Origin of the sequence: Pseudomonas sp. QL9 (assembly GCF_041409665.1) — a bacterium.
Classification (GTDB): domain Bacteria; phylum Pseudomonadota; class Gammaproteobacteria; order Pseudomonadales; family Pseudomonadaceae; genus Pseudomonas; species Pseudomonas knackmussii.
Window position 1 is genome coordinate 3,692,866 of record NZ_CP166971.1, and the last position, 22,982, is coordinate 3,715,847.

Sequence of the window (22,982 nt, forward strand, 5' to 3'; positions counted from 1 at the left end):
TCAGCGGCTGCGCTTGAGATCGTCGACGGCGCGCTGCTGATCGGACAGCTGTCTCTCCAGGCGTTCGATGGTGCGCGATTGCTCGTCGAGCGCGCGTTGCTGGGTTTCGAGGCGCTCGGCCATGCGCTTGAGGTCGTCGCTGCTGAAGTCCGACTTGTGGATAACCTGGTTGTCGAAAGTGTCGGCCACCAGCAGGGGGCCGGAGGCGCTGAAGGTGCCGAGCTTCATTTCCGCGTGGGCCGATGCGGCGCCGAGTAGCAGGAGAAGGAGGAGCGAACGGGGCATGGCGGGTTCCTTGGCTATCGGGCAACTGGCCCAATGCTATGACTCCAACCCCCGCTTGCGGTTCAGCCCTTGACACAGACCACCTGGCGCAGCGTGTGGACGACTTCGACCAGGTCGCGCTGGGCCGCCATCACCGCATCGATGTCCTTGTAGGCCATCGGGATCTCGTCGATCACGTCCTTGTCCTTGCGGCATTCGACGTGCGCAGTGGCGCGCACCTGATCCTCGACGCTGAAGCGCTTCTTGGCCTGGGTGCGGCTCATGCTGCGACCCGCGCCGTGGCTGCAGGAGCAGAAGGCTTCCTCGTTGCCCAGGCCCCGAACGATGAAACTCTTCGCCCCCATCGAGCCGGGGATGATGCCGAGCTGGCCTTTCTGCGCGGAAACCGCGCCCTTGCGCGTGACCAGCACTTCGCGGCCGAAATGCTGCTCGCGTTGCACGTAGTTGTGGTGGCAGTTCACCGCTTCCAGGCTGGCCTCGAAGGGTTTGCGAATCACCTTGCGAGCCGCGGCGATCACCGCCTGCATCATCAGCTCGCGGTTCTGCCGGGCGAAGTCCTGGGCCCAGCCGACGGCCTCGACGTAATCGTCGAAATGCCGGCTGCCTTCCTCGAAATAGGCCAGGTCCTTGTCCGGCAGGTTGGCCAGGTGCTGGCGCATGTCGGCCTGGGCCAACTCGATGAACAGGCTACCGATGGCGTTGCCGACCCCGCGCGAGCCGCTGTGCAGCATGAACCAGACGCAGTCGGCCTCGTCCAGGCACACCTCGATGAAGTGATTGCCGGTGCCCAGGGTGCCGAGGTGGTGGCGGTTGTTGGTCTTTTCCAGGCGTGGGTACTTGTCGGTGATCGCCTTGAAGCGCTTCGCCAGGCTCTTCCAGGCCTGGTCGGCATGGGCGGGCACGTCATCCCAGGCGCCCTGGTCGTGGCGGCCGAAGGTCTTGCCGTGGGGGACGGCCTTCTCGATAGCGCTGCGCAGGCCGTGCAGGTTGTCCGGCAGGTCCGCGGCCATCAGCGAGGTGCGCGCGGCGATCATGCCGCAGCCGATATCGACGCCGACCGCAGCAGGAATGATGGCGCCGACCGTGGGGATCACGCTGCCGATGGTCGAGCCCTTGCCCAGGTGCACGTCGGGCATCACCGCCAGGTGCTTGAAGATGAACGGCAGGCGCGCGGTGTTCATCAGTTGCTTGCGGGCGTCGTCCTCGACCGGCACGCCCTGGGTCCAGAGCTTGATCGGCTTGCCGCCGGCGACTTCGAGCAGGGTGGGGGCGTTGGCTTTCATGCTGCGTTACCTGCCCGCCGTTGCGGCGGGCATCGAATCCCGTGGATTCAGTAATGGTACCAGCGCAGCTGCAGCATGACCTCGTTGACCGGCCCGGCCTGGTGGCTGAACTCGCGCTCCGCGGACAGCCGCAGGCCGAGGTCGCGGGTCAGCTCGAACTGCTGGCCGAAGCTCAGGTTGCGGCGCACCTCGCCGTTGTGGAAGTAGTCGCCGCTGCCCTCAAGGGACAGATTGCCCAGCGAGTTGCGCCACAACAGCCCGCTGTCGAAGCCCATCGCCGGGGCGATGGTTGCGGCGAAGTCCGGATTGGTCTCGATGCGCGCAGTGCCTAGGGCATACGCTTGCAGGCCATCGGTGAGCTTCCAGCTGCCGCCGGCGCCACCGTTGATATGCCCGACCAGGGTGTCGTCGTGGTTGTCGCTGTTCTTGCCCAGGACCCGTTCCCAGCCGCCGGTGACCTGCCAGGAGAGCGGCTTGAGCATGGTGCTGCGCGGAGTCATCGAGCGGATGCTGACCAGGTCGAGGTTCTGCAGTTGCCAGCGGTTGCCCTCGTACTGGCGCACACGCAGGTCGCCCAGCTCCAGTTGCGCGCCCTGGGGGAAGCCGTAGCTGTTGTCTTCCAGGTCGTGATAGGCCATGCGCAGGCCGTAGTCGCCGAAGGCCTGACCGTCGCGGCTGCCGGCGCCGAGCTGCCAGGTCAACGACTGGTGGCCTTCTTCCGGCTGACCCGGGCGTTCCACCTGCAGCGCCGGCGGCGGGTTGACGTTGATCGCACGCAGCAATTGATAACTGCGCGCGGCATCGGCTTCGTCGCGTTCCTTGCCGGTGGCGCGGTAGCGCAGCAGGCGGAAGGCTGCGTCCTGCACCAGGGCCTGGCGGTCGGGTGGCAGGGCCTTGAACTCGGCGCTGTCGAGCAACTTGTCGTCGTCGGCCAGGCGCACCGCGAGGTGCTTCTCGGCGCTGTCCAGCGGCTCGGCGCGGGCGAGCAGTTCCTTTTCCCGCGAGGGGCGGTAGTCGATCTTGTCGATCATCCCGGCGTCCTTCACCGCGCGCACCGTGTCGGTGGGGATGGCGTACAGCGGGAAGTGGTCGGTGAGCTCGGCGCCGGGGCGGGCGATCTCCAGCAGTTCGAGCAGACGGAACGAGCAGTTCTCGTCGAAGAAGAAGTACTTGAAGCGGACCTGCTTGAGCTCCCAGACGTGCTCGACCATGCGCCCGGTTTCCTCGGGCGTCAGGTTCAGCCGGTACTCCCAGAGGTCGCGGTTCTCCAGGCGGCTGTATTCGGAGAGCTTCTCGCGGTACGGGACCAGCGCGAACAGCCCCGGATAGCCACCCATCAGGCCCTTCCAGGCATAGAGGATGCTGTTGTCCATGCCTTCGATGAAGGCGCCGAAGTTCAGCGCGTAGCTGAGCAGCGCGGTGTTGTTGCTGTCGACATCGGCCTGGTCGATGCGTAGCAGGGTATGGCCGAACATCGAGGACGGGCTGTTCAGGTAGGCCGCCGGGAACACCAGCACCGCGCTGTGCGGGTTGATGTCGTGATACCAGGTGGCGAATTCCTTGCACTCGACTTGCGGCAGGTCGGTCAGCTGCAGCTGCTGCTTCAGCCAGCGGGTGCGCGCCGGGTAGACGCACTGGGCATGCTTGTCGCCCAGGCTGGGCGAGGCGTAGAGCGCCTTCAGCGTGGCGGCCAGCTCGTGCTCCGGGGAGCGCTCACCGTCGTCGGCGAGAAAGAACTTCGGATCGTCCACATAGCTGCGCCAGCCGCCGAGCTTGGCCGGGGTGTAGTGCCCGATCGCCAGCCAGTAGGGTTGCGCGGCCAGGGCCTGAATACGGGATTGGGCAAGCTCGGGAGCGGCTTGCAGGGACATGCAGGCGCACAGCGCCAACCATGGCAACAGGCGTTTGGGCATGGGGACCTTGCTGGTCAGGGAATGGGGGCCCGCCCGTTGGGGCGGGCCTTCAGGCTCAGGCCTGGTCGGCGTACTTGGCCAGACGGGCGTCCTGCTTCAGGACAGCCTGGGTGTTGGCGAGAACGTCTTCGGCAGTCACGTCGGACTTGGTGAAGATCTGCGCGAAGTGCTCGTGGGTCACTTCGGCGAAGTGGGCGCGGTCTTCCGGCTTCACGCCGAGTACCACGGCATAGGTGGTCAGGGCTTCGCCGTTGCCTTTGGCCATGTCTTCGGACAGCTCGTCCATCATGCCGCTGACGACGATCATCGGCTTGCCGCCATAGGTCAGCGCGCCGTTGGTGTGGCAGCCGTTGGTGCCGGTGGTCATGCCGAAGGTGTTGTTGCCGGAGCTGCCGTTGGTGGTTGCTGCCAGCACGTGGGTGGCGGTGCCGCGCTGCCCTTTGAAGAGCATCTGGCCCCAGCCGCAGCCATCGCTGCCAGGGGCATCTGCGAGGGCGCCGAGGGAAACGGTGGCGAGGAGGGTACCGAGGAGAATCCTTTTCATGGTGGTGTCTCTCTTTCGTTATTCGAATGCTTAGCCGTAGGAATCCGCTGACAGCAAACAGCGCCCGCAGAGCTTTTCGGAATGCCCCGAAGGTGTCAAGGCGAACGCCGGTGCCGCAGCAGGTCTGGCTCTTTGGCGTGACGCCGGTCGCAACCGGCTGTTGATCGGCATCAGCGGCGAAACGCTTGGAACCGGCCACACTGTAATGAGTTCCTTGTTATTAGGAGGGGGCCATGGGCGTACCCGATTTCGACCCGCGCGCGGCGCTGGACGCGCTTGCGGCTGAATACTCACAGCGTGCCGAGGCGATTCGTCGCGACCTGGGGCAAATCCATTCGCCCGACTTCGCCGAACAGGCGCAACAGCGGCAGAACGACGATGTGCTGCGCGCCCTGCTGGCCGAGGCCGAGGCCGGCATGCGCCAGGTCGGCCTGGCTCGGTTGCGCCTGGCCGATGGCACCTACGGTGAGTGCGCGCGCTGTGGCGAGCCCATCGAAAGCCGGCGCCTGCGCGCCCTGCCTGCCGCCGAGCACTGCCTGCGCTGCGCCGATCTGCAGCACTGACCCGAAGGCGCTGCCAATCGCCTTGCCAGTCGCGCGCGGCGAGCGCGAGAATGCCGTCAATCTTTCGCGGCTACCCGCCGCTCGACGCAAGGACCTCCGATGCCCCATTCGATTGCCGCCGGCCTGCGCCTGGCGCCCGAAGAACTGACCCGTCCCTTCTCGCCCGAGCAGTTTCCCTTCGCTACCACCGACGATCTGGAACCCTTCCTCGGCGTGCTTGGCCAGGAACGGGCGGTGGAGGCGCTACAGTTCGGCGTGGCCATGCCGCGCCCGGGCTACAACGTGTTCGTCATGGGCGAGCCGGGCACCGGGCGCTTCTCGTTCGTACAGCGTTACCTGAAGGCCGAGGCCAAGCGCCTGCCGACGCCGGCCGACTGGGTCTACGTCAATAACTTCGACGAGAGCCGCGAGCCGCGCTCCATCGAGCTGCCGCCGGGCAGCGCCGCCGAGTTCGGCGAAGACCTTGAGCAACTGATCGACAACCTGCTGTCCACTTTCCCCTCGGTCTTCGAAAACCCGGCCTACCAGCAGAAGAAGAGCGCCATCGACCGTGCCTTCAACCAGCGCTACGACAAGGCCCTGGATACCGTCGAGCGCTTGGCCCTGGAGAAGGACGTAGCGCTCTACCGCGACAGCGCGAACATCGCCTTCACCCCGATGAAGGACGGCAAGGCCCTCGACGAGGCCGAGTTCGCCCAGCTGCCGGAAGCCGAGCGCGAGCGCTTCCACGAAGACATCTCCGACCTCGAGGAGCATCTCAACGAGGAACTGGCCAGCCTGCCGCAATGGAAGCGCGAATCGAGCAACCAGCTGCGTCAGCTCAACGAGGAAACCATCACCCTGGCACTGCAGCCGCTGCTGGCGCCGCTGGTGGAGAAGTACAACAACAACTCCGGGGTCTGCGCCTACCTGCAGGCGCTGCAGCTCAACCTGCTGAAGACCGTGGTCGATCAACTGGTCGACGAGAACCGCAGCGACGCCCAGCGCAAGCAAATGCTGCAGGAGCAATACGCACCCAACCAGGTGATCGGCCACCACGCCACTGGCGGTGCGCCGGTGGTGTTCGAGTCGCACCCGACCTACGACAACCTGTTCGGTCGTATCGAATACGCCTCCGACCAGGGCGCGCTCTACACCAGCTACCGCCAACTGCGCCCGGGCGCGCTGCATCGCGCCAACGGCGGTTTCCTGGTGCTGGAGGCGGAGAAGCTGCTTGGCGAACCCTTCGTCTGGGATGCGCTCAAGCGTGCCCTGCAGTCGCGCCAGCTGAAGATGGAATCGCCGCTGGCCGAACTCGGCCGCCTGGCCGCCATGAGCCTGACGCCGCAGGTGATCCCGCTGCACATCAAGGTCATCATCATCGGCTCGCGGCAGATCTACTACACGCTGCAAGACCTGGATCCGGACTTCCAGGAGATGTTCCGCGTGCTGGTCGACTTCGACGAGGACATCCCACTGGGCGACGACAGTCTCGAGCAGTTCGCCCAACTGCTGAAGACGCGCACCTCGGAAGAGGGCCTGGCGCCGCTGACCCGCGAGGCAGTTGCCCGCCTGGCCACCTACAGTGCGCGCCTGGCCGAGCACCAGGGGCGGCTATCGGCGCGGATCGGCGACCTGTTCCAGCTGGTCAGCGAGGCGGACTTCATCCGTCAGCTGGCGAATGAAGAGGTCACATCGCTGGGGCACATCGAGCGCGCCCTCAAGGCCAAGGAGACCCGAACCGGCCGCGTTTCGGCGCGCATCCTCGACGACATCCTAGCCGGCATCGTGCTGATCGATACCGAGGGTGCTTCCATCGGCAGGTGCAATGGCCTGACCGTGCTGGAAGTGGGCGATTCGGTGTTCGGTGTGCCGGCGCGCATCTCCGCCACCGTGTACCCGGGCGGCAGCGGCATCGTAGACATCGAGCGCGAGGTCAGCCTGGGCCAGCCGATCCACTCCAAGGGCGTGATGATCCTCACCGGCTACCTGGGCAGCCGCTATGCGCAGGAGTATCCGCTGGAGATTTCCGCGAGCATCGCCCTGGAGCAGTCCTACGGTTACGTCGACGGCGACAGCGCCTCGCTGGGCGAGGTCTGCACCCTGATTTCCGCGTTGTCGCGCACGCCGCTGCGGCAGTGCTTCGCCATCACCGGTTCGATCAACCAGTTTGGCGAGGTGCAGGCGGTCGGCGGGGTCAACGAGAAGATCGAAGGCTTCTTCCGCCTTTGCGAAGCGCGCGGCCTGACCGGCGAGCAGGGGGTGATCATTCCGCGCTCCAACGTCACCACGCTGATGCTCGACGAGCGCGTGCTGCAGGCTGTGCGCAATGGCCTGTTCAACGTCTACGCGGTGCGCCACGTGGATGAAGCGCTGAGTCTGCTGGTCGGCCAGCCGGCAGGGGCCCCCAACGAGAAGGGCGAGTTTCCGGCCGGTAGCGTCAATGCGCGTGTAGTCGAGCGCCTCAAGGAAATCGATGCCATGGGCATGGAAGAGGACGACAAGGAGAAAGAAAAAGCTGCCAAGGAAGCTCCGGCACCGGCCAAGGTGGCCAAACAGCCGGCGGTGGAGAAGGAGCGCGCTCGCAAGAAGAAGGACGGCGAGTGAGGCGCTCGCGCCTGTACATAGCTTGAGCATCCCCGCGGCGCCCAGGCGCCGCGGTGGACTGCCGACCTTGCCCCCGCGGTATTCACAGCGTTATCCACAGCAGGCGTGGATAATTCCAACCTTTCGCGGTTCCGGACCTGGGTGTAGGCTCAAAAGCAGGATCACCGCGAGGGTGCCGCCATGCCGCGTAACCTCTGCCTTATCCGCCCTTGTCTGGGGCTGACCACGCGCATCGAGTGCGAGATCAGGCCGCTGGCCGGAGAGAATGGACTCTGGACCTTGCTTTGCGCCGCCGGAATGGCCGGCGCCCAGCCGACCGCCATCAAGGCGCAAGGCCCGTTCTACGGGCCTTTCGTCGCGGAAGGCGTGCTCGAAGCGATCGCCGATTGCCTGGCCCAGCAGGGCTACGTGGTCGCCGACGATCCGCCCATCTGGCAACTGCATCTGCAGGCCGAACTGCGCCGCATCAATGGCGAACGCACGCGCAACCTCGGGGACTTCCAGTTCCATCCGGAGCCCTGAAGCGACATTGCGCAGTCCCTGATCACAGCGCGCGAAGGTTGGCGCCACGCGGTCCGGAGCCGTTCATCCCAGGTTCTTGCACATATTTATCCACAGAATAACTGGATAACTCCGAAGACGGCTTCGCTATAATTCGCGGCCATTTCCAACTCTGTCGCGAATGCTATGGAACGCTTCATCGAAAACACCATGTACGGTGCCCGCTGGTTGCTGGCGCCGGTCTACGTCGGTCTGTCGCTGGCTCTGCTGGCGCTGACCATCAAGTTCTTCCAGGAAATCTTCCACATCCTGCCGGACATCATCTCCATCGCCGAAGCAGACCTGGTTCTTGTGCTGCTGTCGTTGATCGACATGGCGCTGGTCGGCGGCCTGCTGGTGATGGTGATGTTCTCCGGCTACGAGAACTTCGTGTCGCAGCTGGACATCGCCGAGGGCAAGGAAAAGCTCAGCTGGCTGGGCAAGATGGACGCCAGCTCGCTGAAGAACAAGGTGGCGGCCTCCATCGTGGCGATCTCGTCGATCCACCTGCTGCGCATCTTCATGGACCTGAAGAACATCCCCGACAACAAGCTGATGTGGTACGTGATCATCCACCTGACTTTCGTGCTCTCGGCATTCGTCATGGGTTACCTGGACAAGCTGACCCGCCACGACCACTGATCGCTTTTCCCGCCTGCCGCACACCGCCCGTCCGCCGAACCGGACGGGCGGTGTCGTTTACGCTGGGCGCACCGCCCGCGCTGTACGAGACTGGTCAGCGTGGAACCCTGCCTGGAGGTGCGCAATGAACCTGCAAGAGCTGACCAACCGTTCACTCGCCGGGGATGTCGACGAGTTGCATCTGGTGTCCATGGAGGGCGGTATCTATGTGCTCGAAGCGCGCATCGGGCAGCGTTACTTCCCAATCCAGGACGCCAAGGGGCATGTGCTCGGCGTGCGTTCGGTGGAACATGCCCGCGAGTTGCTGGCGCCCTTGCCGGCGATCCCCTTCCAACTGGTGCATGCGGTGGTCCAGGACGAAATGTGCGGCTCTCACAGCGGCAGCGCGGTCAACGATGACGGTGTGCCTATCCCACTGCATTGACGCCGCTCCGGCGGTGGGGCAGGGCGGGCAACTGTGCTAGGCTGGCCGCCCTTTTTACCCTGCGGAGCCCCGCCATGAGCGACCTCAACCTTTCCACCGACGAAGCCCGCGTCAGCTACGGCATTGGCCGCCAGCTGGGCGACCAGCTGCGCGACAACCCGGTTCCGGGCATGAGCCTGGACGCGGTGCTCGCCGGCCTGTCCGATGCTTTCGGCGGTGTCGATAGCCGGGTGCCCGTCGAGCAGCTGTCGGCAAGCTTCCAGGTCATTCGTGAGCGCATGCAGGCTGAGGCTCAGGCCAAGGCTGAAGCTGCCGCCGCCGATGGCAAGGCCTACCTGGTCGAGAACGCCAAGCGCGAAGGCGTGACCGTTCTGCCGTCGGGTCTGCAGTACGAAGTGCTGGTTGCCGGCGAAGGCGCCAAACCGTCCCGCGAAGACACCGTGCGCACCCACTACCACGGCACCCTGATCGATGGCAGCGTGTTCGACAGCTCCTACCAGCGCGGCCAGCCGGCCGAGTTCCCGGTCGGTGGTGTGATCGCCGGTTGGGTCGAGGCCCTGCAGCTGATGAACACCGGCAGCAAGTGGCGCCTGCACGTGCCGGCCGAGCTGGCCTACGGTGGCCAGGCCGTCGGCAGCATCCCGCCGCACAGCACCCTGGTGTTCGACGTCGAACTGCTCGACATCCTCTAAGTGCACTCCGAGGCGGCCGTCCCTGGTCGCCACGGTCTGCCGCGGGGCTCCACGTTGCCCCGTCCGCAACCGCTGCCCGGGCGGCGGTTGCGCGGATGGCGCGTCCTGCGCCATCTCAGAATCCCAATATGTCGATCTTGCTCGCGAACCGTTAGCGCGCGCTCAGCCATGAGCAGGTTCGCTCCCCCGCTGCAGTCCGCCATCAGCGCAGCGCGCGGGCGTAGCAGAACAGGAACAGGTTGCGCACCAGCTCCTTGATCACTTGTGGTTCGCTGGTGCCAAGCTCATGCAGGTCCAGGCCGCCCTGGTCGCGCAGTTCGTCGAGGGCGTCATCCTCCAGCAGTGCACAGACTTCACCGGTGTCGCGGTTGAGGATGCGCAGGTAGGGATGGGGGCGGTCCAGCCAGGCATCGATCATGTAGGTCATGTCGGTATCTCCTTGGTTGTCGAGTTAGTGATAATAATTCTCATTAGCGTGATAGCAAGCCCCTATGCGAAATTTTCTCGGTGCCGAAATGCAAAACGCCCGCGCGGCGAGCCGGGCGGGCGTTCTGGTGAAACGCTTGGATCAGTGTGTGCGGGCGACGGCAAACTCGCTGAGCTCGATGAGCGCGGCGCGGTATTCGCTGTCCGGCAGCACCTTCAGGCAATCGATGGCGCGTGCGGCGTATTCACGGGCCAGTTTCGCCGTGTAATCCAGCGCACCGGCCGCTTCTACCGCGGCGCGGATGCCTTCCAGGTCTTGGCTGCCGCCCTGCTGGATGGCCTTGCGCACCAGTGCGGCCTGCTCCGGAGTGCCGTCGCGCATGGTGGCGATCAGCGGCAGGGTAGGCTTGCCTTCGGCGAGGTCGTCGCCGACGTTCTTGCCCAGGGTGGCAGCATCGCCGCGGTAGTCGAGCAGGTCGTCCACCAGTTGGAAGGCGATGCCCAAGGCGTCGCCGAACTGGCGCAGCGCCTCGGCCTGTTCCTCGGTAGCCCCGCAGAGCACGGCGGCGCTATGGGTGGAGGCCTCGAAGAGCATCGCGGTCTTGCCGCGGATGACTTCCATGTAGGTCGCTTCGGTGGTGCTGGCGTCGCGGATCTTGGTCAGCTGCAGCACTTCACCTTCGGCGATGACTCGGGTGGCCTGGGAAATGATGCGCATCACCGGCATGGAGCCGAGTTCGACCATCATTTCGAACGAGCGGGCGTAGAGGAAGTCGCCGACCAGAACGCTGGGCGCGTTGCCCCACTGTGCATTGGCGGTGGCGCGGCCGCGGCGCAGGCCGGAGGCGTCGACCACATCGTCGTGCAGCAGGGTGGATGTGTGCAGGAACTCGATGGTGGCGGCCAGCAGGCGCAGGTCATCGCCGGAGCATCCCAGGGCCTTGCCGCTCAGCAGCACCAGCAGCGGACGCAGGCGTTTACCACCGGCAGAGATGATATAGTCGCCGATCTTTTCCACCAGGGGCACTCGCGAACTGAGCTGGCGGCGGATGATCCCGTCGACGGCGGTGAAGTCGTCCGCCACCACCCGATAGAAAGCCTGGGGTTGCATCTTGAAAAGGCGCTCCTCGTAGAATGCGCGGCATGCTAGGTGTCGGGTCAGGGGCTGTCAAGGAACGTCCCGGAAGGCTTGTATCGCTCCGGCGCTTTGCGTACAATCGCGGCCCCGAACTTCCATGGCATATCCTGCCTTACGCAATTGCACGGGCTTCTTTCCAGCCCCATGCAGCCATGCCGACCGATTCCTCTTTCTATAAAGCGTCGGGTGAGCAGGTCTAACGGAGACATCCAGATGTACGCAGTTATTGTTACTGGTGGCAAGCAATACAAAGTCACCGAAGGCGAATTCCTCAAGGTCGAGAAACTCGACGTAGCGACCGGCGAAGTGTTCAATCTCGACCGCGTTCTGCTCGTTGCCAACGGCGACGACGTCAAGATCGGCCTGCCGGTGGTTGAAGGTGCGAAAGTGACCGCGGAAGTGGTATCCCACGGCCGTCACGACAAAGTGCGCATCATCAAGTTCCGCCGTCGTAAGCACCACATGAAGCGTCAGGGCCACCGCCAGTGGTTCACTGAAATCAAAATCACCGGCATCCAGGCCTAATTCCTTTTTAGGAGATTTGACTCATGGCACACAAAAAAGCTGGCGGTAGTACCCGCAACGGCCGCGATTCCGAAAGTAAACGCCTTGGCGTGAAGCTGTTCGGTAGCCAGGCTGTGAAAGCAGGCAACATCATCGTGCGTCAGCGCGGCACCCAGTTCCACGCTGGCTACGGCGTTGGCATGGGCAAGGATCACACCCTGTTCGCTAAAGTCGACGGCGTGATCAAGTTCGAAGTGAAAGGCGCCTTTGGCCGTCGCTATGTAAGCGTCGTCGCTGCCTAAGCGAGCCTTCACTGAAAAAGCCCTGTCTCGCGACGGGGCTTTTTTGTTTCTGGCGTTTCCTGCGTAGGGCGGCTCGCGCGCTTGTGCGGACTTGGCTGTATCCTATGCTCCTTTTCTTATTCAACCCGCCCTGTCGGCGGGAGGCGTTCCCATGAAATTCGTCGACGAAGTATCCATCCACGTGAAGGCCGGTGACGGCGGCAATGGCCTCATGAGTTTTCGCCGCGAGAAGTTCATCGAGAAAGGCGGTCCCAACGGCGGTGACGGTGGCGACGGCGGCTCGGTGTATCTCGAGGCCGACGAAAGCCTGAATACCCTGGTGGACTACCGCTACACCCGTCGTTTCGATGCCCAGCGCGGGCAGAACGGCGGCAGCAAGGACTGCACGGGTGCCAAGGGCGAGGACCTGATCCTGCCGGTGCCGGTCGGAACCACTGTCATCGACGCGACCACTCAGGAAGTCATGGGTGACCTGACGGCTCCGGGTCAGCGCCTGATGGTCGCTCAGGGTGGCTGGCACGGCCTGGGCAATACCCGCTTCAAGTCCAGCACCAACCGTGCGCCGCGACAAACCACGCCGGGCAAGCCGGGCGAGGCGCGTGACCTCAAGCTGGAGCTGAAGGTGCTGGCGGACGTCGGCCTGCTCGGTCTGCCGAACGCAGGTAAGAGCACCTTCATCCGTGCCGTTTCCGCGGCCAAGCCGAAGGTCGCCGATTACCCCTTCACCACGCTGGTGCCGAACCTTGGCGTGGTCAGCGTCGGTCGCTTCAAGAGCTTCGTGGTTGCCGATATTCCCGGTCTGATCGAAGGGGCTGCCGAGGGCGCTGGTCTGGGTATCCGCTTCCTCAAGCACCTGGCTCGCACCCGTCTGCTGCTGCACATCGTCGATATGGCGCCGCTGGACGAAAGCGATCCGGCCGATGCTGCCGAGACCATCGTCAACGAGTTGGCCAAGTTCAGTCCGGCGCTCACCGAGCGTGATCGCTGGCTGGTGCTGAACAAGATGGACCAGATCCTCGAGCCCGAGGAGCAGGAGCGTCGCAAGCAGGACGTGGTTGCGCGCTTGGGTTGGGAGGGGCCGGTCTACGTGATCTCCGCCCTGGAGCGCGAAGGTACCGAGGCGCTCAGCCAGGACATCATGAAGTACCTCGACGAGCGCAATTTGCGCATCGAGGAAGAGCCGGCCTACGGCGAGGCCCTGGCCGAGCTGGATCAGCGTATCGAGGACGAGGCGCGTGCCCGTCTGCAGGCTATGGACGACGCACGTGCGCTGCGCCGTGCCGGCCTGAAGAATGCTGATGACCTCGACGACGACGATGATTTCGACGACGAGGACGATGGCGACGGCCCGGAGATCTTCTACGTGCCCTGATCGGCGCAACCGTGCCGGTCCCGAAGTAACGTGTTCTGACTTCTAAGGTTGATGTATGCGTGAGAAAGTGACCGGCGCGCGGCGCTGGGTGGTGAAGATCGGCAGTGCCCTGCTCACGGCCGACGGTCGCGGGCTCGATCGCGACGCCATGGCGGTCTGGGTCGAGCAGATGGTCGCCCTGCGCAATGCTGGTGTCGAGCTGGTGCTGGTGTCGTCTGGTGCGGTGGCGGCAGGCATGAGCCGCCTGGGTTGGGTGTCCCGTCCGAGCGACATGAACGAGCTGCAGGCGGCCGCCGCTGTTGGTCAGATGGGGCTGGTGCAAGCTTGGGAGTCGAGCTTCGGCCAGCATGGCCTGCAGACCGCCCAGGTGTTGCTGACCCATGACGACCTTTCTGATCGCAAGCGCTATCTGAATGCGCGTAGCACCCTGCGCACCCTGGTCGATCTCGGCGTGATCCCGGTGATCAACGAGAACGATACCGTGGTCACCGACGAAATCCGTTTCGGCGACAACGACACCTTGGCGGCGCTGGTGGCCAACCTGGTCGAGGCCGACCTGCTGGTGATCCTCACTGATCGCGACGGCATGTTCGACGCCGATCCGCGCAACAATCCCGATGCCCAGCTAATCTTCGAGGCGCGTGCAGACGATCCGCAGCTCGACCAGGTTGCCGGCGGCAGCGCTGGCGCCCTCGGTCGCGGCGGCATGCAGACCAAGCTGCGCGCAGCTCGCCTGGCGGCGCGCTCCGGTGCGCATACGGTGATCATCGGTGGGCGCATCGAGCGCGTTCTGGATCGCCTTCGTGGCGGTGAGCGTCTTGGCACGCTGCTGACGCCGGAGCGGAGTCGCAAGGCGGCGCGCAAACAGTGGTTGGCTGGTCACCTGCAGATGCGCGGTACCCTGGTGCTTGATGCGGGTGCGGTGAAGGCCGTGGCGCATGACCACAAGAGTCTGCTGCCGGTGGGCGTGAAGCTGGTTCAGGGCAGCTTCCGTCGCGGCGAGATGGTGGTCTGCGTGGATCAGGAGGGGCGCGAAATCGCTCGTGGCCTGGCCAACTACAGCGCCCTGGAGGCGCAGAAGATCATCGGTCAGCCGACGGATGCCATCGAGAGCCTGCTGGGCTATGTCGACGGTCCGGAACTGGTGCATCGCGACAACCTTGTGCTGGTCTGAAGAGGCGCTTGAGCATGAAGCTATGGAAGGGCGTGTGCGCGGGGCTGCTGTTGCTGCCGGCGCTGGTACGGGCCGAGGAGATCGGTGAGGTTTCCACGGTATTCAAGTGGGTGGGGCCGAACGACAAGATCGTCGTCGAGGCCTTCGATGATCCCAAGGTCGAGGGTGTGACCTGCTACCTGTCGCGGGCCAAGACGGGCGGTGTGAAAGGTGGTCTGGGGTTGGCTGAAGATCGTGCTGAGGCATCTATCGCCTGCCGGCAGGTCGGCCCGATCCGCTTCACCGAGGAGCTCAAGGATGGCGAGGAGGTGTTCAAGCAGCGCACCTCGTTGGTGTTCAAGTCCATGCAGGTGGTGCGTTTCTTCGACAAGAAGCGCAACGCGCTGGTCTATCTCGTCTATAGCGATCGCGTGATCGAGGGCAGTCCGCAGAATGCGGTGACGGCCATTCCGATCATGCCCTGGTCGGCGAAGCAGTAAGCGAGAAGGGCGGGTGACCGCCCTTTTTCATGCTCGCGCTCTTGTTCGTGGGAAAGCGCAGGCAATAAAAAACCGGCCACTGGGGCCGGTTTTTCAAGAACGGAACGCTTACGCGGTGGCCAGGGCCTTCACGTGGGCGTTCAGGCGGCTCTTGTGACGAGCGGCCTTGTTCTTGTGGATGATGCCTTTGTCGGCCATGCGGTCGATTACCGGAACAGCGGCAACCAGGGCAGCCTGGGCTTTCGGCAGGTCTTTGGCATCGACAGCCTTGACTACGTTCTTGATGTAGGTGCGAACCATGGAACGCAGGCTGGCGTTGTGGCTGCGACGCTTCTCAGCCTGTTTGGCGCGTTTTTTGGCGGAAGGTGTGTTGGCCACCGTCGAGCTCCTCGAGAAAATCTTGGGATGTTGCGAATAAATTAAGGCCGCGAATGATGCCGTCGAGTCCGTGCCTTGTCAAGGGTATGTGCGGCTGCCGGTGATCGGATTGGCGGGCGCTCCGCCCGGAAGTCGTACTCGTTGAAGGGTGATTTATTCGACCGGCGGCCATACACTCGACGCCTTTTGGTGGCGGCCGGTGTCTAGGGCGCCGTGCGGGCGGGGACGACCCTGCGCTGACAAGTTCCGGATGCAATGAATCTACTCAAATCGCTGGCCGCGGTCAGCTCCATGACCATGATCTCGCGGGTGCTCGGCTTCGTCCGCGACACTATTGTCGCGCGCATGTTCGGCGCCGGCATGGCCACCGATGCCTTCTTCGTCGCCTTCAAGCTGCCCAACCTGCTGCGCCGCATCTTCGCCGAGGGTGCTTTCTCCCAGGCCTTCGTGCCCATTCTCGCCGAGTACAAGACGCAGCAGGGCGAGGAGGCCACGCGCACTTTCATTGCGTATATCTCTGGCATGCTGACCCTCGCTCTGGCGGTCGTCACGCTGCTCGGCATCCTCGCAGCGCCCTGGGTGATCTGGGTGACGGCGCCGGGCTTCGTCGACTCGCAGGAGAAGTTCGAGCTGACCAGCTCGCTGCTGCGCGTGACCTTCCCGTACATCCTGCTGATCTCGCTCGCGTCGCTGGCCGGGGCGATCCTCAATACCTGGAACCGCTTCTCGGTGCCGGCCTTCGTGCCGACCCTGCTGAACGTCAGCATGATCATCTTCTCGCTGTTCCTGACGCCGTACTTCCATCCGCCGGTGATGGCGCTGGGTTGGGCAGTGCTCGCCGGCGGCCTGGCGCAATTGCTCTACCAACTTCCGCACCTGAAGAAGATCGGCATGCTCGTGCTGCCGCGCCTGAACTTCAAGGATGCCGGCGTCTGGCGCGTGCTCAAGCAGATGGGGCCGGCGATTCTGGGCGTCTCGGTGAGCCAGATCTCGCTGATCATCAACACTATCTTCGCGTCCTTCCTGGCTGCCGGCTCTGTGTCCTGGATGTATTACGCCGACCGCCTGATGGAGCTGCCTTCCGGCGTGCTCGGCGTGGCGCTGGGCACCATCCTGCTGCCGTCGCTGGCCAAGACTTATGCAAGCGATGACCGCCATGAATATTCGCGCCTGATGGATTGGGGGCTGCGCCTTTGCTTCCTGCTGGTGCTGCCTTGCGCGCTGGCGCTGGCGCTGATCGCCGAGCCGCTGACCGTCTCGCTGTTCCAGTACGGCAAGTTCAGCGCCAATGACGCGCTCATGACCCAGCGCGCGCTGATCGGTTATGCGGTGGGGCTGCTCGGCATCATCCTGGTGAAGGTGCTGGCGCCGGGCTTCTATGCGCGGCAAAACATCCGCACGCCGGTGAAGATCGCCCTGTTCACGCTGGCTTCCACCCAGCTCATGAACCTCGCCTTCATCGGTCCGCTCAAACATGCCGGCCTGGCCCTGGCTATCAGTCTGGCTGCCTGCCTGAACGCCGGACTGCTTTACTGGCAGCTGCGCAAGAACAACCTGTTCGAGCCGCAGCCGGGCTGGGCGAAGTTCCTCGGCAAGCTGGTGCTGGCGGTGCTGGCGATGTCCGCAGTCTTGTTGCTGATGATGCACTTCATGCCGGCCTGGGACCTTGGCGGCATGCCTGTGCGCCTGGCGCGCCTGGGTGTGCTGGTGGCGGCTGGCATCGTTGTCTACTTCGGTATGCTGGCGCTGCTGGGCTTCCGCCTGCGGGACTTTTCCCGACGCTCGGTCAGCTGATCCGGCGTCGCTGTTGGGCGCATCCGTGACGCACGGCGGCATTGTGCCTGTCGCGCGGCGGCGGGTGCGGGTATAATCGACCACTTTCTGAGCAATACGCGCGCTATGCAGCTTCTTCGAGGCCTCCACAACCTGCGGCCCCTGTCCGGGGGCTGTGTCGCCACCATCGGCAATTTCGACGGCGTCCATCTCGGCCACCAGGCGATCCTGGCGCGTCTGCGCGAGCGCTCGCTTGAGTTGGGCGTGCCCAGTTGCGTGGTGATTTTCGAGCCGCAGCCGCGCGAGTACTTCGCTCCGGATGCGGCGCCGGTGCGCCTGGCGCGCCTGCGCGAGAAGCTCGAGCTGCTGCGCGGGCAGGGCGTCGATTTCGTCCTTTGCCTGGCGTTCAACCGCCGCCTGCGCGAACTGTCGGCCGCCGAGTTCGTCCGCCAGGTTCTGGTCGACGGCCTGGCCGTGCGCCATCTGGAAGTCGGTGACGATTTCCGCTTCGGCTGCGACCGTTCCGGCGACTTCGCCTTCCTGGTCAAGGCCAGCGCAGAGCAGGGTTTTACCGTCGAGGCCGCCACTACTGTGGAAGTGGACGGAATGCGGGTGAGCAGTTCGCGCATCCGCAAGGTGCTCGCCGAGGGCGATCTGCATTTGGCCGAGCGCCTGCTTGGCCGGCCTTTCCGCCTGAGCGGGCGCGTGCTGCACGGGCAAAAACTCGGCCGCACGCTGGGTTCGCCGACCGCGAACATCCAGCTCAAGCGCCGCAAGGCACCGCTCAATGGCGTCTATCTGGTCAGCACCCTCGTGGATGGCCAGCGTTTCAACGGGGTAGCCAACATAGGCACGCGTCCGTCGGTCAAAGGCGACGGTCGACCCCACCTGGAAGTGCATCTGCTGGACTTCGCTGGCGACCTCTACGGCCGGCACCTGGATGTGACCTTCCACCAAAAGCTGCGTGATGAGCAGCGTTTCGCCTCCCTCGAGGCACTGAAGGCGGCGATTCTCGCCGACATCGCCGCCGCCCGGGCCTACTGGCTGGGCCAACCGCTTGATTGAAGAGCTCCTGAGAACAGGCCCTGAGATGACCGATTACAAAGCCACCCTGAACCTTCCCGAAACCGACTTCCCGATGAAAGCCGGCCTGCCGCAGCGCGAGCCGGAAACCCTGAAGTTCTGGAACGACATCGGCCTGTACCAGAAACTGCGGAAAGCCGGCGAAGGTCGTCCGAAATTCGTCCTGCACGATGGCCCGCCCTACGCCAACGGCAGCATCCACATCGGTCACGCGGTCAACAAGATCCTCAAGGACATCATCGTTCGCTCCAAGACCCTGGCCGGCTACGACGCCCCCTACGTGCCGGGCTGGGACTGCCACGGCCTGCCGATCGAGCACAAGGTCGAGACCACCTACGGCAAGAACCTGCCGGCGGACAAGACCCGCGAGCTGTGCCGCGAGTACGCCGCGCAGCAGATCGAAGGGCAGAAGGCCGACTTCATCCGCCTGGGCGTGCTCGGCGAATGGGACAATCCCTACAAGACCATGAACTTCAGCAACGAGGCCGGCGAGATCCGCGCCCTCGCCGAGATGGTCAAGCAAGGCTTCGTGTTCAAGGGCCTGAAGCCGGTGAACTGGTGCTTCGACTGCGGTTCGGCGCTGGCCGAGGCTGAGGTCGAGTACGCCGACAAGAAGTCCGACGCCATCGACGTCGCCTTCCCGGTCGAGGACGCCGACAAGCTGGCCGCCGCTTTCGGCCTGGCCAGCCTGGCCAAGCCCGCTGCCATCGTCATCTGGACCACCACCCCCTGGACCATCCCGGCCAACCAGGCGCTGAACGTCCACCCCGAATTCACCTATGCCCTGGTCGACATCGGCGCGCGCCTGCTGGTGCTGGCCGAGGAATTGGTCGAGTCCTGCCTGCAGCGCTACGGCCTGGAAGGGCAGGTCATCGCCACCGCCAAGGGTGATGCGCTGGAGCAAATCCGCTTCCGCCACCCGTTCTACGAGCGTTTCTCGCCGGTCTACCTGGCCGAGTACGTAGAGCTCGGCGCCGGCACCGGCGTGGTTCACTCCGCCCCGGCCTACGGCGAGGACGACTTCCGTACCTGCAAGCACTACGGCATGAGCAACGACGACATCCTCAGCCCGGTGCAGAGCAACGGCGTATACGTTCAGGACCTGCCGTTCTTCGGCGGCCAGTTCATCTGGAAGGCCAACCCGGCCATCGTCGCCAAGCTGGACGAAGTGGGCGCCCTGCTCAAGCACGCCTCCATCAGCCACAGCTACATGCACTGCTGGCGCCACAAGACCCCGCTGATCTACCGCGCCACCGCGCAGTGGTTCGTCGGCATGGACAAGCAGCCGCAAAGCGGTGCCACCCTGCGCGAGCGCTCGCTGCAAGCCATCTCCGAAACCGAGTTCGTGCCCGGCTGGGGCCAGGCGCGCCTGCACGGCATGATCGCCGGCCGTCCCGACTGGTGCATCTCGCGCCAGCGCAACTGGGGCGTGCCGATCCCGTTCTTCCTGCACAAGGCCACTGGCGAGTTGCACCCGCGCACCATCGAGCTGATGGAAGCCGTGGCCCAGCGCGTGGAGAAGGAAGGCATCGAGGCCTGGTTCAAGCTCGACGCCGCCGAACTGCTGGGTGACGAAGCCGCACAGTACGACAAGATCAGCGACACCCTGGACGTCTGGTTCGACTCCGGCACCACCCACTGGCACGTGCTGCGCGGCTCGCACGCCGAACTCGGCCACGCCAGCGGTCCGTCCGCCGATCTGTACCTGGAAGGTTCCGACCAGCACCGCGGCTGGTTCCACTCCTCGCTGCTGACCGGCTGCGCCATCGACGGCCACGCACCGTACCGCCAGCTGCTGACCCACGGCTTCACCGTGGACGAGTCCGGCCGCAAGATGTCCAAGTCGCTGGGCAATGTCATCGCCCCGCAGCAGGTCACCGACACGCTGGGTGCCGACATCCTGCGCCTGTGGGTCGCGGCCACCGACTACTCCGGCGAGATGGCCGTTTCGCAGACTATCCTGCAGCGCAGCGCCGATGCCTACCGCCGCATCCGCAACACCGCGCGCTTCCTGCTTTCCAACCTGTCCGGCTTCGACCCGGCCAAGGACCTGCTGCCCAATGACCAGATGCTGGCCCTGGACCGCTGGGCCGTAGACCGCGCCCTGCTGCTGCAACGCGAGCTGGAAGAGGCCTACCGCGACTACCGCTTCTGGAACGTCTACTCGAAGGTGCACAACTTCTGCGTGCAGGAGCTGGGCGGCTTCTACCTGGACATCATCAAGGATCGCCAGTACACCACCCAGGCCAACAGCGTCGCGCGCCGTTCGTGCCAGACCGCGCTGTTCCACATCGCCGAGGCGCTGGTGCGTTGGATCGCGCCGATCCTGGCGTTCACCGCCGAGGAAATCTGGAAGTTCCTGCCCGGCGAGCGCGCCGAGTCGGTGATGCTCAGCACCTCCTACGAGGGCCTGTCCGAGCTGCCGGCCGGCACCGAGCTGGGTCGCGAGTACTGGGACAAGGTCATGGCGGTCAAGGCCGCGGTCAACAAGGAACTGGAGAACCAGCGCGCGGCCAAGGCCGTCGGTGGCAACCTGCAGGCCGAAGTAACCCTGTTCGCCGAAGACGCCCTGGTAGCCGACCTGAACAAGCTGGGCGACGAGCTGCGCTTCGTGCTGATCACCTCCACCGCGACCGTTGCACCGCTGGCCACCGCGCCGGCTGACGCCGTCGAGAGCGACGTGCCGGGCCTGAAGCTGAAGGTGGTCAAGTCCGCCCACGCCAAGTGCGGTCGTTGCTGGCACCACCGCGCCGATGTAGGCACCCACGCGGCGCATCCGGAACTGTGCAACCGCTGCGTAGACAACATCGAAGGCGCAGGCGAGGTTCGTCACTATGCCTGATGCACTGTCGAACGGGCGCTTCGGCCGTCTCGGCTGGCTGTGGATCACCGTGCTGGTCCTGGTCCTCGACCAGGCCAGCAAGGCCTACTTCGAAGGCACCTTGAGTCTGTACCAGCAGATCGTGGTCATTCCCGACCTGTTCAGCTGGACCCTGGCCTACAACACCGGTGCGGCCTTCAGCTTCCTCGCCGACAGCTCCGGTTGGCAGCGCTGGCTGTTCGCCCTGATCGCCGTGGTGGTCAGCGCCGTGCTGCTCGTCTGGCTCAAGCGCCTGAAACCGAGCGACACCTGGCTGGCCATCGCTTTGGCGCTGGTACTGGGTGGCGCGCTGGGCAACCTGTACGACCGCATCGTGCTCGGTCACGTGATCGACTTCATCCTCGTTCACTGGCAGAACCGCTGGTACTTCCCGGCGTTCAACCTGGCCGACAGCGCCATCACCGTCGGCGCCGCCATGTTGGCGCTGGACATGTTCAAAACCAAGAAATCCGGAGAAGCCGCCCATGGCTGATGTTCGCATCGGAGCGGAAACGGAAGTCACTCTGCACTTCGCTCTCAAGCTGGAAGACGGCAACGTCGTCGACAGCACCTTCGACAAGCAGCCGGCCACCTTCAAGGTCGGCGACGGCAACCTGCTCCCCGGCTTCGAGCTGGCGCTCTACGGACTGAAGGCCGGCGACAAGCGCACGCTGAGCATCGATCCGGAGCAGGGCTTCGGCCAGCCGAACCCGGCCAACGTGCAGGTCATGCCGCGCGACCAGTTCGAAGGCATGGAGCTGTCCCACGGCCTGCTGGTGATCTTCAACGACGCTGCCAAGACCGAGCTGCCAGGCGTCGTCAAAGAGTTCGACGAACAGCGCGTGACCATTGACTTCAACCATCCGCTGGCCGGTAAAACCTTGGCCTTCGACGTTGAAATCATCGAGGTCAAACTGGCCTGATCCGGCGCCCGACCTGGTGTCCCCAGGCCGGCCCACTCAGGCAGAGACATTCTTCCGGCCCCTCGTGGGCCGGCTTGCGTAGCGCCCAGCGCCGACGAGGCCACCATGCAAATCAAACTCGCCAACCCCCGCGGCTTCTGCGCCGGCGTCGACCGCGCGATCGAGATCGTCAATCGCGCGCTGGACGTGTTCGGCCCGCCGATCTACGTGCGTCACGAAGTGGTGCACAACAAGTTCGTGGTGGAGAACCTGCGCAACCGCGGCGCGGTGTTCGTCGAGGAACTCGACCAGGTGCCGGACGACACCATCGTCATCTTCAGTGCCCACGGCGTGTCCCAGGCGGTACGCAAGGAAGCCGAGAACCGCGGCTTGAAAGTCTTCGACGCGACCTGCCCGCTGGTGACCAAGGTGCACATGGAAGTGGTGCGCTACAGCCGAGATGGCGACGAGTGCATCCTCATCGGCCACGAAGGCCACCCCGAGGTGGAAGGCACCATGGGCCAGTACGACAACGCCAACGGCGGCGACATCTATCTGGTCGAAGACGAGGAAGATGTTGCCGCGCTGGAAGTGCGCAACCCCGAAGCGCTGCACTTCGTGACCCAGACCACCCTGTCGATGGACGACACTTCCAAGGTGATCGACGCGCTGCGAGCCAAGTTCCCGCACATCAAGGGCCCGCGCAAGAACGACATCTGCTACGCCACCCAGAACCGCCAGGACGCGGTCAAGGACCTGGCCGACCAGTGCGACCTGGTGCTGGTAGTCGGCAGCCCGAACAGCTCCAACTCCAACCGCCTGCGCGAGCTGGCCGAGCGCATGGGCACCCCGGGTTACCTGATCGATGGCGCTGAAGACCTCAAGCGAGAGTGGTTCGAAGGCAAGAACCGCATCGGCATCACCGCTGGCGCCTCCGCCCCGGAAGTGCTGGTGCGCGGCGTGATCGAGCAGCTCCGCGAATGGGGCGCCGAGCCGGAAGTGGAACTCGATGGCCGGGAAGAGAACATTACCTTCTCGATGCCGAAGGAACTGCGGGTGAAGGCGCTGTAAGCCCTTCCCGAAGCCAATAAAAAACCCGCCAGTGGCGGGTTTTTTATT

24 protein-coding genes are annotated in these 22,982 nt (G+C 64.5%); 17 read left to right on the forward strand and 7 right to left on the reverse strand.

Annotated elements, in window-relative coordinates; genetic code table 11:
• The 4 genes from ACA097_RS17295 to ACA097_RS17310 all read right to left on the reverse strand — a co-directional run bounded on the left by ACA097_RS17295 (nt 1) and on the right by ACA097_RS17310 (nt 4,025).
• Nucleotides 1–285: a hypothetical protein gene (locus ACA097_RS17295; protein WP_371364758.1), complete on the reverse strand. Its 285-nt coding sequence runs from the start codon at nt 283–285 to the stop codon at nt 1–3.
• Nucleotides 286–347: 62 nt separating this feature from the next.
• A complete protein-coding gene (locus tag ACA097_RS17300; RefSeq protein ID WP_371364760.1) occupies nt 348–1,568 on the reverse strand; it encodes an RtcB family protein in 1,221 nt (406 codons plus the stop codon).
• Nucleotides 1,569–1,615: 47 nt separating this feature from the next.
• Nucleotides 1,616–3,481, reverse strand: a complete 1,866-nt coding sequence (locus ACA097_RS17305) for a DUF4105 domain-containing protein (protein ID WP_371364762.1) — start codon at nt 3,479–3,481, stop codon at nt 1,616–1,618.
• Between the two features lie 55 nt (nt 3,482–3,536).
• Nucleotides 3,537–4,025: a DUF3015 domain-containing protein gene (locus ACA097_RS17310; protein ID WP_043255068.1), complete on the reverse strand. Its 489-nt coding sequence runs from the start codon at nt 4,023–4,025 to the stop codon at nt 3,537–3,539.
• Nucleotides 4,026–4,258: 233 nt separating this feature from the next.
• Here ACA097_RS17310 and ACA097_RS17315 point away from each other — a divergent pair, with 233 nt between their 5' ends.
• The 6 genes from ACA097_RS17315 to ACA097_RS17340 all read left to right on the forward strand — a co-directional run bounded on the left by ACA097_RS17315 (nt 4,259) and on the right by ACA097_RS17340 (nt 9,472).
• Entirely contained in the window at nt 4,259–4,588 is a 330-nt protein-coding gene (locus ACA097_RS17315) for a TraR/DksA family transcriptional regulator (RefSeq protein ID WP_043255067.1), read from the forward strand.
• A gap of 99 nt (nt 4,589–4,687) precedes the next feature.
• Nucleotides 4,688–7,174, forward strand: a complete 2,487-nt coding sequence (locus tag ACA097_RS17320; protein WP_371364765.1) for a Lon protease family protein — start codon at nt 4,688–4,690, stop codon at nt 7,172–7,174.
• Between the two features lie 180 nt (nt 7,175–7,354).
• Nucleotides 7,355–7,696, forward strand: a complete 342-nt coding sequence (locus ACA097_RS17325) for a hypothetical protein (protein ID WP_043255064.1) — start codon at nt 7,355–7,357, stop codon at nt 7,694–7,696.
• A 165-nt stretch (nt 7,697–7,861) separates the two neighbouring features.
• Nucleotides 7,862–8,356 carry a TIGR00645 family protein gene (locus ACA097_RS17330; protein ID WP_371364767.1) on the forward strand — a complete coding sequence of 165 codons (495 nt, stop codon included), beginning with the start codon at nt 7,862–7,864 and terminating at the stop codon, nt 8,354–8,356.
• A gap of 124 nt (nt 8,357–8,480) precedes the next feature.
• The gene (locus ACA097_RS17335; protein ID WP_043255061.1) at nt 8,481–8,780 is read left to right on the forward strand and encodes a DUF6482 family protein; all 300 of its coding nucleotides are present in this window, start codon (nt 8,481–8,483) and stop codon (nt 8,778–8,780) included.
• A 74-nt stretch (nt 8,781–8,854) separates the two neighbouring features.
• The gene (locus ACA097_RS17340; protein ID WP_160288327.1) at nt 8,855–9,472 is read left to right on the forward strand and encodes an FKBP-type peptidyl-prolyl cis-trans isomerase; all 618 of its coding nucleotides are present in this window, start codon (nt 8,855–8,857) and stop codon (nt 9,470–9,472) included.
• 202 nt (nt 9,473–9,674) lie between these two features.
• On the opposite strand, the gene ACA097_RS17345 is transcribed toward ACA097_RS17340, so the two are convergent.
• Complete coding sequence (locus tag ACA097_RS17345) at nt 9,675–9,899, reverse strand: hypothetical protein (protein WP_043255057.1); 225 nt, start codon at nt 9,897–9,899, stop codon at nt 9,675–9,677.
• A 141-nt stretch (nt 9,900–10,040) separates the two neighbouring features.
• A complete protein-coding gene (locus tag ACA097_RS17350; RefSeq protein WP_043255055.1) occupies nt 10,041–11,009 on the reverse strand; it encodes a polyprenyl synthetase family protein in 969 nt (322 codons plus the stop codon).
• Between the two features lie 240 nt (nt 11,010–11,249).
• On the opposite strand from ACA097_RS17350, the gene rplU reads away from it, so the two are divergent.
• The 5 genes from rplU to ACA097_RS17375 all read left to right on the forward strand — a co-directional run bounded on the left by rplU (nt 11,250) and on the right by ACA097_RS17375 (nt 14,867).
• Nucleotides 11,250–11,561: a 50S ribosomal protein L21 gene (rplU, locus tag ACA097_RS17355; protein ID WP_043255053.1), complete on the forward strand. Its 312-nt coding sequence runs from the start codon at nt 11,250–11,252 to the stop codon at nt 11,559–11,561.
• Between the two features lie 23 nt (nt 11,562–11,584).
• On the forward strand, nt 11,585–11,842 hold the full coding sequence (gene rpmA, locus ACA097_RS17360; RefSeq protein ID WP_017521622.1) for a 50S ribosomal protein L27: 258 nt from the start codon (nt 11,585–11,587) through the stop codon (nt 11,840–11,842).
• 151 nt (nt 11,843–11,993) lie between these two features.
• A complete protein-coding gene (gene cgtA, locus ACA097_RS17365) occupies nt 11,994–13,214 on the forward strand; it encodes an Obg family GTPase CgtA (RefSeq protein ID WP_371364772.1) in 1,221 nt (406 codons plus the stop codon).
• Between the two features lie 55 nt (nt 13,215–13,269).
• Nucleotides 13,270–14,388, forward strand: a complete 1,119-nt coding sequence (gene proB / locus ACA097_RS17370) for a glutamate 5-kinase (RefSeq protein ID WP_160288324.1) — start codon at nt 13,270–13,272, stop codon at nt 14,386–14,388.
• 14 nt (nt 14,389–14,402) lie between these two features.
• Nucleotides 14,403–14,867 carry a CreA family protein gene (locus ACA097_RS17375; RefSeq protein ID WP_043255045.1) on the forward strand — a complete coding sequence of 155 codons (465 nt, stop codon included), beginning with the start codon at nt 14,403–14,405 and terminating at the stop codon, nt 14,865–14,867.
• Between the two features lie 108 nt (nt 14,868–14,975).
• On the opposite strand, the gene rpsT is transcribed toward ACA097_RS17375, so the two are convergent.
• Nucleotides 14,976–15,245 (reverse strand): 30S ribosomal protein S20, encoded by a 270-nt coding sequence (gene rpsT, locus ACA097_RS17380; protein ID WP_009617555.1) that lies wholly within the window; start codon nt 15,243–15,245, stop codon nt 14,976–14,978.
• 255 nt (nt 15,246–15,500) lie between these two features.
• Between rpsT and murJ the strand changes: the two genes are divergently transcribed.
• The 6 genes from murJ to ispH all read left to right on the forward strand — a co-directional run bounded on the left by murJ (nt 15,501) and on the right by ispH (nt 22,934).
• A complete protein-coding gene (murJ, locus tag ACA097_RS17385) occupies nt 15,501–17,039 on the forward strand; it encodes a murein biosynthesis integral membrane protein MurJ (RefSeq protein ID WP_043255044.1) in 1,539 nt (512 codons plus the stop codon).
• A gap of 105 nt (nt 17,040–17,144) precedes the next feature.
• Complete coding sequence (ribF, locus tag ACA097_RS17390; RefSeq protein ID WP_043255042.1) at nt 17,145–18,083, forward strand: bifunctional riboflavin kinase/FAD synthetase; 939 nt, start codon at nt 17,145–17,147, stop codon at nt 18,081–18,083.
• A gap of 25 nt (nt 18,084–18,108) precedes the next feature.
• The gene (gene ileS, locus ACA097_RS17395; RefSeq protein WP_371364776.1) at nt 18,109–20,943 is read left to right on the forward strand and encodes an isoleucine--tRNA ligase; all 2,835 of its coding nucleotides are present in this window, start codon (nt 18,109–18,111) and stop codon (nt 20,941–20,943) included.
• Nucleotides 20,936–21,454, forward strand: coding sequence for a signal peptidase II (lspA, locus tag ACA097_RS17400; RefSeq protein ID WP_371364778.1), 519 nt, complete (start codon nt 20,936–20,938; stop codon nt 21,452–21,454). The genes ileS and lspA overlap by 8 nt, the downstream gene beginning before the upstream one ends.
• On the forward strand, nt 21,447–21,884 hold the full coding sequence (gene fkpB / locus ACA097_RS17405) for an FKBP-type peptidyl-prolyl cis-trans isomerase (RefSeq protein WP_371364780.1): 438 nt from the start codon (nt 21,447–21,449) through the stop codon (nt 21,882–21,884). The genes lspA and fkpB overlap by 8 nt, the downstream gene beginning before the upstream one ends.
• Nucleotides 21,885–21,989: 105 nt before the next feature.
• The gene (gene ispH / locus ACA097_RS17410; RefSeq protein ID WP_371364782.1) at nt 21,990–22,934 is read left to right on the forward strand and encodes a 4-hydroxy-3-methylbut-2-enyl diphosphate reductase; all 945 of its coding nucleotides are present in this window, start codon (nt 21,990–21,992) and stop codon (nt 22,932–22,934) included.
• The last annotated feature ends 48 nt before the right edge of the window (nt 22,935–22,982 follow it).

Coding starts and splice junctions, on each gene's coding strand:
- ACA097_RS17295 (WP_371364758.1), bottom strand. CDS start 285: ATGCCCCGTTCGCTCCTCCTTCTCCTGCTACTCGGCGCCGCATCGGCC.
- ACA097_RS17300 (WP_371364760.1), bottom strand. CDS start 1,568: ATGAAAGCCAACGCCCCCACCCTGCTCGAAGTCGCCGGCGGCAAGCCG.
- ACA097_RS17305 (WP_371364762.1), bottom strand. CDS start 3,481: ATGCCCAAACGCCTGTTGCCATGGTTGGCGCTGTGCGCCTGCATGTCC.
- ACA097_RS17310 (WP_043255068.1), bottom strand. CDS start 4,025: ATGAAAAGGATTCTCCTCGGTACCCTCCTCGCCACCGTTTCCCTCGGC.
- ACA097_RS17315 (WP_043255067.1), top strand. CDS start 4,259: ATGGGCGTACCCGATTTCGACCCGCGCGCGGCGCTGGACGCGCTTGCG.
- ACA097_RS17320 (WP_371364765.1), top strand. CDS start 4,688: ATGCCCCATTCGATTGCCGCCGGCCTGCGCCTGGCGCCCGAAGAACTG.
- ACA097_RS17325 (WP_043255064.1), top strand. CDS start 7,355: ATGCCGCGTAACCTCTGCCTTATCCGCCCTTGTCTGGGGCTGACCACG.
- ACA097_RS17330 (WP_371364767.1), top strand. CDS start 7,862: ATGGAACGCTTCATCGAAAACACCATGTACGGTGCCCGCTGGTTGCTG.
- ACA097_RS17335 (WP_043255061.1), top strand. CDS start 8,481: ATGAACCTGCAAGAGCTGACCAACCGTTCACTCGCCGGGGATGTCGAC.
- ACA097_RS17340 (WP_160288327.1), top strand. CDS start 8,855: ATGAGCGACCTCAACCTTTCCACCGACGAAGCCCGCGTCAGCTACGGC.
- ACA097_RS17345 (WP_043255057.1), bottom strand. CDS start 9,899: ATGACCTACATGATCGATGCCTGGCTGGACCGCCCCCATCCCTACCTG.
- ACA097_RS17350 (WP_043255055.1), bottom strand. CDS start 11,009: ATGCAACCCCAGGCTTTCTATCGGGTGGTGGCGGACGACTTCACCGCC.
- rplU (WP_043255053.1), top strand. CDS start 11,250: ATGTACGCAGTTATTGTTACTGGTGGCAAGCAATACAAAGTCACCGAA.
- rpmA (WP_017521622.1), top strand. CDS start 11,585: ATGGCACACAAAAAAGCTGGCGGTAGTACCCGCAACGGCCGCGATTCC.
- cgtA (WP_371364772.1), top strand. CDS start 11,994: ATGAAATTCGTCGACGAAGTATCCATCCACGTGAAGGCCGGTGACGGC.
- proB (WP_160288324.1), top strand. CDS start 13,270: ATGCGTGAGAAAGTGACCGGCGCGCGGCGCTGGGTGGTGAAGATCGGC.
- ACA097_RS17375 (WP_043255045.1), top strand. CDS start 14,403: ATGAAGCTATGGAAGGGCGTGTGCGCGGGGCTGCTGTTGCTGCCGGCG.
- murJ (WP_043255044.1), top strand. CDS start 15,501: ATGAATCTACTCAAATCGCTGGCCGCGGTCAGCTCCATGACCATGATC.
- ribF (WP_043255042.1), top strand. CDS start 17,145: ATGCAGCTTCTTCGAGGCCTCCACAACCTGCGGCCCCTGTCCGGGGGC.
- ileS (WP_371364776.1), top strand. CDS start 18,109: ATGACCGATTACAAAGCCACCCTGAACCTTCCCGAAACCGACTTCCCG.
- lspA (WP_371364778.1), top strand. CDS start 20,936: ATGCCTGATGCACTGTCGAACGGGCGCTTCGGCCGTCTCGGCTGGCTG.
- fkpB (WP_371364780.1), top strand. CDS start 21,447: ATGGCTGATGTTCGCATCGGAGCGGAAACGGAAGTCACTCTGCACTTC.
- ispH (WP_371364782.1), top strand. CDS start 21,990: ATGCAAATCAAACTCGCCAACCCCCGCGGCTTCTGCGCCGGCGTCGAC.